Origin of the sequence: Bacteroides caecigallinarum (assembly GCF_016902295.1) — a bacterium.
GTDB classification, from domain to species: domain Bacteria; phylum Bacteroidota; class Bacteroidia; order Bacteroidales; family Bacteroidaceae; genus Phocaeicola; species Phocaeicola caecigallinarum_A.
Genome location: NZ_JACJLQ010000016.1, coordinates 1 through 15,519 on the forward strand (window position 1 = coordinate 1; position 15,519 = coordinate 15,519).

The window sequence follows — 15,519 nt, forward strand, 5'->3', positions numbered from 1 at the left end:
AATACTGATAACTTAAATTCCAAATCAAATTTTCGATGTGTTGATTTCTTCTTTCCCATTTTAATCTCTAATTTGTTAAAACGGTGTAAAGTAAATCTGTATTAAGTCAGCTTAATTCAGATACTAAATTAAGCTGACACAAATTTAATCCTTATATTATTTTAATAACTCAGAAAGCTTTGAAGCAATCTCATCACCGCGCAAATTTCTTGCAACGATTGTTCCTTCCTGATCTACAAGTACTGTAGCAGGTATCGCACGAACGCCATATAGCTTGGCGCCTTCACACTGCCATGCTTTAAGGTCAGACATCTGAGGCCATGTAATGTTCAAATCCTTAATTGCTTTCTTCCACTGCTCAGCATCTTTATCCAATGAAACGCCAACAATACCGAAGCCCTTGTTCTTGAACTGCTTGTAAGCTTCGACCACATTAGGCATTTCCTGACGACAAGGTCCGCACCAGCTTGCCCAAAAATCAATAAGTGTATATTTGTTCTTAGTTACGAAATCAGACAATTTAACAGTTTCTCCTTCAGGAGTATTCATAGTGAAATCAATATACTTGTTTCCTACTACTGTCTTCATCGCATTGTCAAGATATTCCTTAAGTCCGGCCATAGACGAAGACATGAATTTTTGTGGCAATTTCTGCATCAAAGCATTAGCCTGTTCAACATCGAAAGAGAATCCGTTAGACTGCAGCAGATATGCTCCTACAGCATTTTCAATGTTAACTTCTGTCTGGCTATAGATATAGTCCATGCAATCGTCCATTATTTTGTCATAAGCTTCAACCAAAGAATCCTTCTGTACATCTGTAAGTGTAGAATCTGTGCGATAGGTTGTAGCAATCGCTGTCATCTGATTTTCATAATCTGCATATTTCTCACTGAATGCGGCAAAGGCATCATTGGCGGCAGTTCCTGACGCCTTAGAGTTACCTTCAGCCATTTGGAGTGTAATATTACCTTCTTCAGTAAAGACCAATGCATTGATATACTGCATATCGTCACCATAAGTTATGAATTTTGGCGCATATATAGAATCAGGCATTCCCTTAAATTCAAACTTACCGTTTTTTACTATGGCAGAATCCACTGTAACGGCTTCTTTACCTTCGTAATAGCGCATGTAAACATAGTCACCATCTTTCGCACCGGCAATAGTACCGTTAATGGTATAACCGCCTTTTTCCTGACATGCAGCCAATGCCATCACACCTGCTGCAGCAAATAGTAATACTTTTTTCATTTTTGTTTTTAAATCTAAAATTATTGTCTGCAAATTTATATCATTATTGTCTAATTATGATATAGAACATAACGTTTTAATTATATTTAATTTTCTGATGAAGGCAAAATTCCCATATAACAGGAAGGAAGCAACATATCCACTCAGCGATATCAAACATTTCGCGCGTCATTCCTATATATTCAGCCAAACCACTGTAATCAAACGCGGTAACAAAATTTATAACAAAAAACAATGATACTAAATATGAAGGAAAACGTGAAAACAAATACGACATTCCTTTTACCACATCCGTATCACTTCGGTAATGGTCGGCCGAATATCCATACATCATTGACACCAAGCCTAAACCTAATGCCAATATACCTGAAGCCCCATCGTGTAATGGCGAATCGACATACCTGCCTGTAACGCCACGGACTATATTCCACGGTCCCCATGCCAACAAGGCATAAACTATGAAATAAGCCACAGCTATCAATGCAGACGCAACAAGCGATTTCTTCTCCTTACCCGAAAGCTTTCGCTCATGACGCACTATCCGCCAAAGTACTCCGCCCAGACCTGAATGAACAAAAAGCCCTACCGACATGAAGAATATTATGGCTATATATAGTACAGGCGATGACATGAGTCTCTCTTCAGAATATCTGAGAAACCATCTCAACGCTTCTGTACTAATAATATTCTTAACACCGTTCCAGGCATATATGCTACCAATCCATGAGATTATAGCTACAAGCCACCAAAGCAGGAAGAATACAGTAGCCGGATGTATAATGTTTCTATTCCTCATCGGGCTCAAGATTGTCGATATCAAGTATTCTCAACTCGAATGCACGGGTTACAAGACGGCATGCGTTGACCCCAACCCTTTCATCAGGACGGAACAAACGGTTTATAAGCTCATTCTGTCTTTTCTCGATGGACTTGACGCCGAATGGCATAGCCTTGAGATTTGTTATCATCTCTTTTGTATAACCCAGGGCAAGGTGACGGAGCAGTCTTTCATCATACTCATCAATATCATAGTCAATGATTGCCTCCTGACGTCTCTGTTCGGCAGCTACACTCTGCTTGAAGCGAGCTACAATCTTTTCCAGAATAGGATAATTGAACACAAGTTTCTTCCCTTCCATTACCGCCTGTACATCTACAGCCGTAAGCAACTCGCCTGTCTTAAGAATTATTCCGTCGGCACCGGCATTAAGAGCGTCAACCCACAATTTTTCGTTCAGTACTTCGCCAGTGAATATCAGAATCTTGATTTCCGGCTTCTGCTTATGCAGACGCGAACAGATGTCAACACCTATCGTTGTAGAACCACCCAATCCGAGATCCAACAAAACCATATCAGGAGATTTTGTCTCGAGCAAGTTCCAGAACTCCGCTTCTGTCATGGCAGTGCCTATAACTTCAGCATTTGGAATTTCATGTCTGAATATTTCTTCAGTTCCTTTCAATTCCAACTTTACATCCTCTACTATTATTACTTTAAATTTTTCCATCTTAATAATATATATCTTTGTTTTCTTATATTTCCTATATCACAGTTTTCAACGGCAAAGTGAACCATACACTGAATCCCACACCGTCATCGGCTACATTAGCATTTATGCGACATCCTCTTCGTCCGCCAAATTCATCGTGGTCTCTGATAATCTGTTTGCAAATCAGATATTCCGTTCCGTACAATACATCACCATTGTCGGATACACCAACTTTCGCATTATCAGGATAAAACAGCAAATTCAGCTCTTCTTGAGTGAAACTTCGTCTTCGGTCAATGAAATCAAATCTTGCGAAACCGTCATCAATGCCTACTTTCAGCAACAATTCTCCTTCACCAGCATACCTCAACGCCTCATCCAACAGATTTTCAAAAAGATAACGTAACAATATTTCATCGCCTGTCACAATACAGTTATTTTGGACTTCTATATCAAGTACAGGATACGACTTCATACGTTTAACTGACTTCAGATAATACTTACGGGTATATTCCAGCACATGCGAGACATCGACTGACGAACGCTTAAAAGTTACCCCATCAAGCATCCTTGATGCACATGATGACAAAAGTGTAAATATTTCTTTGTAATAATTCACCAGTTCATCCATATCTTCGAGGCTCTTTGAAACGTCATCAGTAGTGAAATTGTCCGCTTTCCTCACCTGGTCAACAATTCTTTTCAGTCTTCCCGGATAATATATAGTCTCATGCTTGATAGTAGAAAGACAATTGTCAAGCACAAGGTTCTGAACATGGAGCGTATTCTCCTCATGCTCGGCTCTCAATGCCTCATCTTTAGCCAATTCAATATCCTGAAAACGTTGCTCTACCTGTACAATGGTATGATATAGCGCAACTCCCAAATATTCTCCTACAACCTCGAGCAATAATCTGTCCTCTATCCTTACTGACCTTTCATCGCACATCATAGCCATAACTCCTATATACTTCACGCCATCAGGAACATCTACACGCAATGGAATGAAAATCCAGTTGCTGTATTCATCGTAACTTATACTTTGACTAAAATATGATTTATTCAGTTTGTCCAGAATATTTTCATCGTTACAATCCTTATACCATGAGCAGTTCAGTTTCTTATCAACCTCATCGTAAACGCCTATAACAAGGTTTTCAATGGTAAGAAGTTCGTTAATATCACGGAAAATAACATTTACGGCTTTTGAACATATTTCGGACGGCAACTGTGATTTACTGTCCGACGCAAGTGACGAAAATACGGAACTGTTGATAGTAAGTACCTGTTCCATATTATACCTGTAATGAAGCATTCGCCTAAGATACATTACATAATATGCCACCAGACCCACTATTATCAATACCACGAAAAGCATAATCGCTACAATCTTGTTGTTCGAAGAACGCTGCATCTTCTGACAATATTGTTCCAACGATTTATCCTCACTAATTTGTTTATAGAGTGAAGTATAAGCCCTGTTATTGTAATAATATTTTGAAAATTCCTTTACGGCAAGACTGGCTACAGCCACCTCGTTGCGTACATCAAGAATAATATAATAGTCTGTATCAAAATTCTCATTCAACCATACAAGTTCAGGAACTTTATTTTTGTTCTCAGTATATAGAAGAGGTGATTTCTTTCCGGAATATTCAAGATAATGCATGTTCAGATAATGGAAAGCACTATCGGCAAAGCTTAAAGCCTGACGGTATTCTGCCCTTACATTACTCTCGTAAACCATATTGGCATACATATTAGCAATAGACAGAAGACTGTCGTAACCAGATATCACATAACCATTTTGAGTTAAAGCCTTTGATTCAGGACTACTTAATGCATTACAAGGCAGGACTCCGAAAGAGAACAACAGGATAAACAGAGTTATAACTTTCCTTACACCTTTTGGAAGGCGAAAATAAAAACGGCTTCCTTTTCCTGGTTCGCTATCAATTCCGAACATACAAACACTGAACAAAGGGCTTGTCTTTCTGTATTTATCAATAATACCCTTACAGTTCATCAGTCCGAAGCCATGACCTTTCTGACGCGCAAGCTCATCAGTATCAGCAGCTGTATCCACACCTATCTTTAATGAGTCGTAAACCTTCTCGTTCAATATACGTTCCACATCAGCCTGTGAAAGTCCGGGACCATTGTCTGTAACTGAAACTTCCACATAGTCATCTTCCTCTCTTGCATATAATTTAATACTGCCACCTGCGCCGGTATATTTACGCGCATTGTCCGTCAGAGTATTAATCATAAACATGGTCAAAGCCTTATCTGCCTTAACTATACTATGACACTCGCCAACATCGAGTGTCTGCTTCTTCATTTCGAAAGTACGCTTGCCCTTTGAGATGACAGCAAAGAGTTCGTCGAGTCCGAAATTTTCTATATTCAGGCTTATATCTCCACGTTTCATCTTAATCCAGACCGCAAGAATCTCATTGTAGTCATTAATCTTTGAGAGTAATTCTTCAATATAATCCAACTTGGAATTTCTGACATCATCTACTTTGGTGAATGAGGCTTTTCGTAGTTTAGCCACCTCGTTTATAACTCTGTCTATATAGGGTATTATACCAGTAACTATTGACACACAAGCTTTTTTCACTTCATTCTGATGCTTATTCTCGGCTATATGTTTACGGTGAATATACTCCTCATGTTCCAGTCTAACCTTTTCGTCAGTCAGCATCATTAAGTTCAATCCGTTTTCAAGCGTCCACGCCATGTAAGGAATTACAAGTTTCATTACAGATGTCTCGTCGCGTCTCAGTTTTCCTGTTTTCTTAAGCCATAACCTCCCTACAGCTTCACTTCTTCCAGGAGCGACAAGGTCAATTACAGGCATCCTGTTACCTGAAACCCACTGTGGTTTGTCTGAAATATTCTCACCTGAAGATAATTCAATCCACAAATCATCAGATCCGGTAATGCTCAGCACGTCAAGCCTTATAGCCTGTTCAACCATTGTCACCACCTCATCAGCTCCAGAAGCCTCAACAGGTACAGAAGCTGTTATATTACGACATACCTCAAGAACCTTTTTCAGTTTGTCTATATAAAGACTATTCCTTATTCTCCAGAACCTGTTAAGCAAAACCATAACAACGGCAAGAATAAAGAAGCCAAGCATAACCATCATAAGCAGGACATTCAGCAGATACGATTCTCGGTCAAGAGCGGCATATCTGCTTTCCAATTCTTTGTCCTGACGGGTATAATCCAATATATCAAGATAAATATTTCTGTTATAGTCCGACTGCGCTTTCATCCCCATTGCCGAATAAGTACGGCTCAGCTGTTCCCTCAAGCGTGCAATCCACTCGGGAACAGTCTTAATACCATCCTTGTTTATCCATTTGAGCTCAAGCGAATAGGGTATATCAGGACTATATGTTCTCAGTCGGTCCGTTGAGTCATTGCAATTATAAAACTTTTCATGATGCATGTTGACATATTGCAATGCCATGTCAAGGAGTGGCAAAGCTTTTTCAGGCATCCCCATATAATTATAATATGTAGCCATAGTTCTGTATGCGCCCGATATCTGATACCAGTCTCCATAAGTCTGGAAAAGATTCAGCGCACGCTTAGCCAGGTTCAACGGCAAACTGTCAATAGGACAGTCATCATCGTTTACAATTTCAAGCCATGCCTTCCTCTTTTCAGAAATCAAAGTCCTATTAGACCTGAAATTAAGAAGTTCAGCCATAGCCTGAAGCGAATTTGCCTCAAAATATACATAACCTTTTTCATGAGAGATTCTCAAACAGTCCAAAAGATAGCCGAACTCTCCGATAACTACCTCATTGGCTGTAGGAGCAGAATACATACCACCCGATCCCCTCATATACATATAGTTAAGTAATTGGGCCGTATCAGATTTAATCTTATTTATATCAATGGCATCAATCTCTGCCATTGATTCTTTTTCCTGTTGTAGATAATAGAAATAAACCCCAGAAGCTATATGAAACTCTGAAAGCGCATAGTTGAACCTCGCCGACAATATAGAATCCGTCTCCACTACCTTATCCTGACTTATTCTTTTTATCCGGCGTCGGGCACGGTTCCGATAATCATAAAATTCCTTGTTTGAAGAAGTACGCTGACATATTTTCATCAATCCAACATCAGCCACCAGACATTCAACCTCATTGTCGGAAATATCCACCACCGTGGAATACAATTTTATGGACTTCTCGAAATCCATCCGCATATATGCACAAAAGCCCATATTATTAAGTACTTCCGGAAAATCCGAATAATCAGGTGAAGCAAGATTAAATGCCTGCTCAGCAAATTCCGATGACTTAGTGAGGTCCTTATAACGGAAATTATACGAAAGATTATTTAATGAATCTATCTCCGACATTACAGCATCACGCACAACATCCTTATGACAAGAAGAGACTGTCACAAGTAACAAAAAAAACAAAAACATATCGAAGAATTTCTTCATTTCAATCTCCTTAATTAAATTAATATATGACGATACACGCCAAACCGCCAAACTATTTCATGACAAAACATTTAAACAAAAAGGTTGTATCACTCCAAAAATACAGAAGTAATACAACCCTCTAAATAAAGCGTTGCCAAAACATTATTTTTTAGATTCTTCTAAAGAAACTTTTCTAAATTCTTTCAACACTTTTTCCAAATCCAAAGATGCCTTGCGTGCACGTGTACCGGCAGCTTTGTTTCCTTTTTCAGCTTGCTGAGTAGCATCAGCAATAAGAGCCGCGCTCAATTCCTGAATCTTTCCAATTAATTCGTTCATAAATTATAATTTATTAAATTCTAAAAGGCCAAATCCGTTCATAATAAACACCTTGGTTTCTTCAAAGTAAATACAAAAACTTGGATTTACATTATCAATAGATATACATTTTACTATATTTAACCAAAAAACATATAATCTTATATCTTATTATATATTAGCTTAATATCTTTTTTTACAGAAAAGAAAAATTGTTATCCATATCAGGTTTTTGAAGACAAGACCTCAATCTCGACAACGTTTTCTGTCTTACCGTCAACACGGAATCTATTGTCTGTTCTTTCGTTTACTATCCACACTATATTATCACCTGAAGTAACAACCATAACATTCTCTTTTTCAAACAATGAAAGTTTCCTGTCGCGCAGATAATCACGAATTTTCTTAAAGCATTTCATTCCAAAAGGAACAAATTTGTCACCGGACTGCCACTTTCTCAACTTCAACTCTCCACAAAGCTTATCCGCATCAAGATATGCTACATCTGAACGTTTTGGAACTTCAAAACCTGGTTCAACTCTATAAGTTTTATAGTTTAGAACAAAACTTTCTGTTTCCTTATCCTTTGTTCTCAACAAAAGCGTATCCCTGTCTCTAAGTAATGTCCAGTCTTTTGAATAAAACATTTTACCGGACGTTGACTTCAAGCTTCTCAATACATCATCAATTTGTGCCGAATTAAATCCTAACGGTGATAACCATTCGAACAGAACAGCCTGAGGAGACACTTCCAATAACAATTTTCCGATTGATACAGAATTTGGTGAGATTTTTATACGCTGTAAAGATTCTGCCACAGCCTGCCTGTATATGGATGCCACTCCTGCCAGGCGCGATGCTGTTTCCGATACAGAATCACAAAAAGAAGGATTAATCTGTTTGAACAAAGGGATAATATCAAGTCTAATCTTATTTCGTGTATAGACATCCTCAAGATTTGTGCTGTCCGTGACATAATCTTGTCCTAAACCGCCCAAATACTCCAATATATCATCACGACCGACTTCAAGCATAGGGCGTACTATCAATCCATTCTTTGGCATAATACCTTTAAGACCGTTAATTCCGGTCCCACGGGAAAGATTCAGCAAAAAAGTCTCCACACTGTCATCCTTATGATGGGCAACAGCTATATACGAAGCACCATTTTTTCTCCTGATAGCGTCAAACCACTCATACCTCAATTCGCGGGCTGCCATTTCTATAGACAAGCCTTTTTCCTTTGCATATCCGGCTGTCTGAAAATGTACAACCTCAAGAGGTACAGACACGCTTCCGCAAAGATTTCTTACAAAAGCCTCATCCCTATCCGATTCTTCTGCGCGTAAATGGAAATTACAATGCGCGGCCACACAATCATAACCCAGCGACAACAAGATTCTCAGCAAAGCCACAGAATCGGCTCCACCGCTTAAGGCAACGACCAGCTTATCGCTATGGCCGAAAAGTTCCTTATCATGTATATATCTTTCTATTCTACGTTCTAACATACTGCAAATGTAGCATTTTTGTAAAGATGATATATCAAAGTATATAGATTTTATAGATAAACGATTGTCAGGAAGCGCCAAGCCACACAAGCCACAACTTTATTATTTAAAAACAATCTAAATAGCTTGCATAAAAAATTAGTATCAGCTATCTTTGCAGGAAAATAGAAGAATCATGAAATTATCGGAACTCAAAACAGGAGAAAAAGGAGTTATAGTCAAAGTATTGGGACACGGAGGCTTCCGAAGAAGAATCATCGAAATGGGATTCATCAAGGGAAAAACCGTTGAAGTAATACTGAACGCTCCCCTAAAAGACCCTATCAAATATAAAATAATGGGATACGAAATCTCATTACGCCGACAGGAAGCGGAGATGATAGAAATAATCAGTGAAGAAGAAGCAAGAAAAACAGCTACAGGAACATCATTGTACGACCCTATATCCGAAAACATACCGGTAACAGAAGAACAGATGAAAGCTTTGGCACAGGGTAAAAGACGTACTATAAACGTGGCATTGGTTGGCAATCCAAACTGTGGAAAGACATCATTGTTCAACATAGCTTCAGGCTCACACGAGCATGTAGGGAATTACAGTGGAGTAACAGTCGATGCGAAAGAAGGCTTCTTCGATTTCCAGGGTTATCATTTTCGCCTTATAGACCTTCCTGGCACTTACTCATTATCAGCATACAGTCCTGAAGAACTGTACGTAAGGAAACACATTATAGAGCAGACACCGGACGTTATTATCAACGTGGTTGACGCAGGAAATATAGAAAGGAACTTGTATCTTACAACGCAGTTGATTGACATGAACGTCAGAATGGTTATTGCGCTCAATATGTACGACGCGCTTCAGAACAGCGGAAACAAGCTTGACATAAAGAAACTGAGCCAGCTGTTGGGGGTTCCTGCCGTACCTACAATAAGCCGTACAGGCGACGGTATAGACGAACTGTTCCACGTAATTATCGGGCTATACGAAGGAGCGGACTTCATGGGACAGAAAGAAGAAATCCAGAATGAAGCCCTTTCAGAGTACCGTAAATGGCATGACGCATACGTTCCGGACCATAAATACGGTAGCCACAAGGAAGAGGAAAACGATTTCACACCCCGAAACTTCATCCGTCATATACATATCAATCACGGACCGGAACTTGAAAGAAGCATAGAAGCTGTCAAAAAGGAAATAGGCAAAATAGATAATATCAGGCACAAATACTCTACACGTTTCCTTGCCATCAAAATGCTGGAAAACGACAAGGATATTGAACGCCGCATAATTTCCGACATGCCTAACGCCGACACTATTATCGAAATCAGAAACAGAGAAGCCGAAAGAATAAAGGCCGCGATGAACGAAGACAGCGAACAGGCCATCACTGATGCAAAATACGGTTTCATTTCAGGAGCTCTGAAAGAAACATATACAGACAACAACCAGAACACCGAGTTATTTACACGCATAGTGGACAGCATAGTAACGCATAGGATATGGGGATTTCCTATCTTCTTCATCTTCCTTTACATCATGTTCGAAGGTACATTTGTCATAGGCGACTACCCTATGCAGGCTATCGAATGGTTGGTTGGAGTTATAGCTCAGGCTGCTGATAATTTCATTCCTGCCGGACCGGTTAAAGATTTGATAGTTGACGGTATAATAGGCGGTGTTGGAGGTGTAATAGTATTCCTTCCAAACATACTTATCCTATATACTTTCATTTCAATAATGGAAGACTCGGGGTACATGGCCCGTGCCGCATTCATTATGGATAAAATTATGCATAAGATGGGCTTGCACGGCAAATCTTTCATTCCGCTGATTATGGGATTCGGATGTAACGTGCCGGCAATAATGGGCTCGCGCATCATAGAGAGCCGCAAGTCAAGACTTGTGACAATGCTCATAACACCGCTTATGTCATGTAGCGCACGTCTGCCAATCTACCTTATACTTATCGGTGCATTCTTCCAGAAACATGCAAGCCTTGTATTGCTGACAATATACAGTACAGGAATATTGCTTGCTATAATCGTGGCAAGGATATTCAGCAAATTTATTGTAAAGGACGACGATGCCCCTTTCGTAATGGAACTTCCGCCTTACAGGATGCCTACTGTAAAATCAGTACTAAGGCATACATGGGAAAAAGGCGTACAATATCTTAAGAAGATGGGAGGCATAATCATGGTGGCATCTATCATTATCTGGTTCCTGGGATATTATCCTAACCATAATGAATACGCTACACAGGCAGAGCAGCAGGAACATTCATACATAGGCCAGATAGGAAAAGCCATCGAACCTGTTATCGAGCCATTAGGATTTGACTGGAAAATGGGTATAGGTATCCTTTCAGGAGTTGGTGCCAAAGAACTTGTAGTAAGTACATTGGGAGTCCTTTATGCCGACAATGAGGACGTTGACAGTACAGGATTGGCCGAGAGACTGAACATCACTCCACTTGTTGCTTTCGGATATATGCTTTTCATTTTGATATACTTCCCTTGTGTGGCGACAATAGCCGCCATCAAACAAGAATCCGGCAGCTGGAAATGGGCACTTTTTGCCGCCACTTATACTACAGCATTGGCATGGATTGTGTCATTCCTCGTATTTCAAATCGGAAAACTATTTATATAATATGGACATTCAATCTATAATTATAGGAGTAATATTAATCCTTTGTATCGTTTTCGTAGGGATACATATATACAGAATATTATCAGGCAAAGGGAAATCCGCATGTGACTCTTGCGCAGGATGCGCCCTTAAGAATGCATGCGAAAAGAAATCTTAGAATAAATTTTCCATACGTTTAGAAGGTGTTTACAAACCGTTTAGAAGGTGTTTATCTACAAAAATAGAGCATAAAAAGACATTGAAAATATATATTACACATAATGCTCTGAAACACAAGACAAACAGCCGTCTTTAATGGATATACAATCAGTATTGCAATTATTAAACAAGCGACAAAGTACAAATTAAAAGATATTTTTTTAATACAAAGTATTGCACATTTAAAAAAAAGAAGTACCTTTGCATCGCATTTGAGAAAAACAATATCAAAATGCCTTCCGGTTCCTTGGATGAGTGGCTTAGTCAGCGGTCTGCAAAACCGTGTACGGCGGTTCGAATCCGCCAGGAACCTCACTTTACTGAAAAAATTAATTGCTACGGTTCCTTGGATGAGTGGCTTAGTCAGCGGTCTGCAAAACCGTGTACGGCGGTTCGAATCCGCCAGGAACCTCAAAATAGCAGAATGCACTCTTAGCTCAGTTGGTAGAGCAACTGACTCTTAATCAGTGGGTCCAGGGTTCGAATCCCTGAGGGTGTACAAAAAGAGAAGTATTGAAAGACTATTGACTTTCAATACTTCTCTTTTTGTATGCCATAACAAATTTATCAATCCATTTTTAGAAATCAAATGATTCATTCACCTAATCTTTTAGCTACGAACGAAGCATATTGAATTCCTATAGGCAAACTAATGTCTCCTTTTAATGTAATTTTTGTATGCGAATATGATAAAACAACATCTAATGCTATGATATATGAGCGATGAATCCTTAGGAATCTGTCAGATGGAAGAAGATTGTATATAGATTTCAGATTATTACGCGTAAGGACATGACCTCCTGAACGACGCATGATCTTAACATAATTCCCCAAAGCCTCAACATATAGAATGTCCGATAACAGAATATTAACCTATTAGTAATCAGGCAAAATGGTATTATAATGACCTTAAAAAAGCTTCTGAACTAACAGATAGAGAATTGAATGCAGCTATAGGCTGGTTAGCCAGAGAAGGAAATATTGAGTTTGAGGAAGAAAAATCATCAGGCAAGGATGTATTCTTTTTATCATTAAACGTTTACTATTAATGATTCACTCAAAAAAAACGAACCCAACATAATCTTTATAAAAAAACTCATTTTCTAATTTACTTTATCCGGCTTTAATGCCGGATAAAGTTTTTTCAGTTTATTCTAAGACATAATATTTTCATAAATATACCACATTATTATATATGATAAGGAAAGAATTAATCCGCAGATATTTTGTTTTTTGTATCTCACTCTTAATTATTGCGTTAGGAATCAGTATCATCACACGTTCCGATTTAGGCACATCGCCTATAACAAGTGTGCCTTATGTAGCAAGCCTTAACACGTCTGTATCTTTAGGCATGTATTTCTTTTTATTTACCATAGTCCTGATTATATTACAATTATTGTTGTTAGGTAAAGAAAAGATAAAAGAAAAGAAAATGGAACTGTTAATGCAGTTTCCGGTTGCATTTGTATTGTCTGTCTTTACAGATCTGACTATGTGGTTAACAACCAGCCTCACCCTTGAATCATATTTTTTAAAAGTCATTTCTCTGATTATCGGATGTATCATATTAGCGCTTGGAATATGCTTGGAAGTCATAGCCGATGTGACAATGATTAGCGCTGAATATACAATACAATTTGCTACAATGCGCTTTAAAAAAGACTTTGGAACAATAAAAATCGGATTTGATGTATCTCTTGTAATTATTGCCATTATATGCTCATTAGTTATGTCCGGGAATATTGAAGGAGTACGAGAAGGCACTGTAATTACATCACTTCTTACAGGACCATTTGTTCGTATTATCATGCCGCGACTTTTCTCTTTGAGAAACTGGTTGACAGGAACAACAGCAACAACAGCCACATCCAAAAATACAAATAATACAAATTTACCTTTGGTTATTACTATATCACGAGAATATGGTAGTGGGGGGGCACAATTTAGGTAAAATACTTGCAAAACAATTAGGAATTACATTCTATGATAAGGAACTTATAACTTTAGTTGCCGGAGAAACAAATTTTAGTGAGGATTTTATATCCGAAAATGAGCAGAAATTACCTAACTCACTACTATATCAAATGATAATGCAGGATTACGAAGCCCCATTAAATAAAAGTATGTCCTATGATGATGCTTTGTTCGTTGCACAAAGTAGAATCATTCGACGCATTGCATCTGAAAAACCATGTATTATTGTTGGTCGTTGTGCTGACTATATCTTAAAAGACCGTCCAAACACTATCAATGTATTTTTATATGCAAACATGGAATTTAAAATAAATAGAGTAATTAACGAATATGGCGTTTCATCAGATAAGGCATTAGAAACCATTAAACAAACAGATAAGAATAGGAAGGAACATTATTTCCATTACACCGGTCAAGAATGGGGTTATTCAAGAAACTATAATATTACATTCGATACCAGCACTATTCCAATATCAAATATCGCTGATTTTATCAAGGGAATATACACAGAGAAAATTCCTGAATAATTTATGGTACAAGCCTAATCATGTTATTTTTAACGTGACAAGTTTCCAAATGATTAAATATTTTATTCTTAATTACAAAGTTCAAATTTGGTTCAACTCTCTAAGGGTGTACAAAAAAAATTGTATTTTTGCACCAACTAACAAATAAATATATCAGATTATGGGTCTATTATCATCCCTGTTCGGCGGGAACAAGAAAGACGAAAGCAACGAACAGGAGAAACAGGAAAAGAAGAATTTTGAGATTTTAAAATACGACGGCATCAGAGCGCGCAATATCCATCAACTGCCTTATGCCATCAAATGTTTCGAAGAAGCTACAGCTTTGAAGGAAGATACTGAAACAATGGAGCTATTGGCCGCTTCATACATTCAAACAGGAAAGACAGACGAGGCAAGAACTGTTTATAACCGCCTGACAGAACTTGAACCGGAAAACACAAAGATATTACTATCGCTTGCAGGCGTATGCTTCATACAGGAAGATTACTCAACCATGAAAGAAGTTTGTAATAAAGCTATTGCAATAGACGACAAAAACAAAGCGGCTTTCTATCTGGCGGCAAAGGCTGCAATGGGAATCAAGGATTACATACAGGCTATCGTGATGCTGACAAAAGCAATAGCCCTCGACGAAGACTTCAAGGATGCATACCAGCTTAGAGCCGAAGTGCTATGGAGCATGAGGCAGGCCAAAGAAGCTATAGACGACCTTGACGTTATCCTGTCAAAGGAGAGTGATGATGAGGATGCTCTGGTCCTGAAAGGAGAGATTTGTGCAGCGACAGGAAAGCAGGAAGAAGGTATCTCGTATTTAGATAAAGTGCTATCCGTGAATCCTTTCAACGAAAAGGCTTATATAATAAAAGGTACAGTCCTGCTGGAAAGCAAAGAATTCGACAAAGCTATTGCAGTTTATGACGAAGCGTTGGAACTTTCACCGGAGAATGCCAAACTTTATCAGGAAAGAGGACGCGTGAAATTGCTTAAGGGTGATAAGGATGGTTCTGTAGAGGACTTGAAAAAAGCTATAGAACTTAATCCGGAAAGCGAAAATCTGATAAACGGCAATTACAACAATTTCTCTCAGGAAAATAAAGTAGGAATATATTAATCCATTTTCAAACAG

General features: G+C 38.5%; 12 protein-coding genes and 3 tRNA genes. 8 read left to right on the top strand and 7 right to left on the bottom strand.

What is annotated here, in order from left to right:
• Positions 1–156: 156 nt before the first annotated feature.
• The 6 genes from H6A27_RS07015 to tilS form a co-directional block, all read right to left on the bottom strand.
• Positions 157–1,254 carry a TlpA disulfide reductase family protein gene (locus H6A27_RS07015; RefSeq protein WP_204402825.1) on the bottom strand — a complete coding sequence of 366 codons (1,098 nt, stop codon included), beginning with the start codon at positions 1,252–1,254 and terminating at the stop codon, positions 157–159.
• Positions 1,255–1,330: 76 nt separating this feature from the next.
• The gene (locus H6A27_RS07020; protein WP_204402827.1) at positions 1,331–2,050 is read right to left on the bottom strand and encodes an AbgT family transporter; all 720 of its coding nucleotides are present in this window, start codon (positions 2,048–2,050) and stop codon (positions 1,331–1,333) included.
• Positions 2,040–2,768, bottom strand: coding sequence for a DUF5932 domain-containing protein (locus tag H6A27_RS07025; RefSeq protein WP_204402913.1), 729 nt, complete (start codon positions 2,766–2,768; stop codon positions 2,040–2,042). The genes H6A27_RS07020 and H6A27_RS07025 overlap by 11 nt, the downstream gene beginning before the upstream one ends.
• 28 nt (positions 2,769–2,796) lie before the next feature.
• Entirely contained in the window at positions 2,797–7,221 is a 4,425-nt protein-coding gene (locus H6A27_RS07030; protein WP_204508122.1) for a DUF5113 domain-containing protein, read from the bottom strand.
• Positions 7,222–7,365: 144 nt separating this feature from the next.
• Entirely contained in the window at positions 7,366–7,542 is a 177-nt protein-coding gene (locus tag H6A27_RS07035) for a histone H1 (protein WP_204402830.1), read from the bottom strand.
• Between the two features lie 203 nt (positions 7,543–7,745).
• Positions 7,746–9,032, bottom strand: a complete 1,287-nt coding sequence (gene tilS, locus H6A27_RS07040) for a tRNA lysidine(34) synthetase TilS (RefSeq protein WP_204402832.1) — start codon at positions 9,030–9,032, stop codon at positions 7,746–7,748.
• 175 nt (positions 9,033–9,207) lie between these two features.
• On the opposite strand from tilS, the gene feoB reads away from it, so the two are divergent.
• The 4 genes from feoB (at position 9,208) to H6A27_RS07060 (ending at position 12,385) form a co-directional block, all read left to right on the top strand.
• Positions 9,208–11,688 carry a ferrous iron transport protein B gene (gene feoB, locus H6A27_RS07045; protein WP_204402834.1) on the top strand — a complete coding sequence of 827 codons (2,481 nt, stop codon included), beginning with the start codon at positions 9,208–9,210 and terminating at the stop codon, positions 11,686–11,688.
• Between the two features lie 439 nt (positions 11,689–12,127).
• A tRNA-Cys gene (locus H6A27_RS07050) sits at positions 12,128–12,199 on the top strand.
• Between the two features lie 27 nt (positions 12,200–12,226).
• Positions 12,227–12,298: transfer RNA gene (locus H6A27_RS07055), tRNA-Cys, on the top strand.
• A gap of 14 nt (positions 12,299–12,312) precedes the next feature.
• Positions 12,313–12,385 (top strand) — tRNA-Lys (locus H6A27_RS07060).
• Between the two features lie 95 nt (positions 12,386–12,480).
• Here the strand turns inward: H6A27_RS07060 and H6A27_RS07065 are convergent.
• Positions 12,481–12,753, bottom strand: a complete 273-nt coding sequence (locus tag H6A27_RS07065) for a LytTR family transcriptional regulator DNA-binding domain-containing protein (protein ID WP_204508144.1) — start codon at positions 12,751–12,753, stop codon at positions 12,481–12,483.
• A gap of 8 nt (positions 12,754–12,761) precedes the next feature.
• Between H6A27_RS07065 and H6A27_RS07070 the strand changes: the two genes are divergently transcribed.
• The 4 genes from H6A27_RS07070 to H6A27_RS07085 all read left to right on the top strand — a co-directional run bounded on the left by H6A27_RS07070 (position 12,762) and on the right by H6A27_RS07085 (position 15,504).
• Entirely contained in the window at positions 12,762–12,935 is a 174-nt protein-coding gene (locus tag H6A27_RS07070) for a winged helix-turn-helix domain-containing protein (RefSeq protein ID WP_204508145.1), read from the top strand.
• A 146-nt stretch (positions 12,936–13,081) separates the two neighbouring features.
• Positions 13,082–13,840 (top strand): YczE/YyaS/YitT family protein, encoded by a 759-nt coding sequence (locus H6A27_RS07075; RefSeq protein ID WP_204508123.1) that lies wholly within the window; start codon positions 13,082–13,084, stop codon positions 13,838–13,840.
• On the top strand, positions 13,812–14,390 hold the full coding sequence (locus H6A27_RS07080; RefSeq protein ID WP_204508124.1) for a cytidylate kinase-like family protein: 579 nt from the start codon (positions 13,812–13,814) through the stop codon (positions 14,388–14,390). The genes H6A27_RS07075 and H6A27_RS07080 overlap by 29 nt, the downstream gene beginning before the upstream one ends.
• Positions 14,391–14,550: 160 nt before the next feature.
• Complete coding sequence (locus H6A27_RS07085; protein ID WP_204508125.1) at positions 14,551–15,504, top strand: tetratricopeptide repeat protein; 954 nt, start codon at positions 14,551–14,553, stop codon at positions 15,502–15,504.
• Positions 15,505–15,519: the final 15 nt, after the last annotated feature.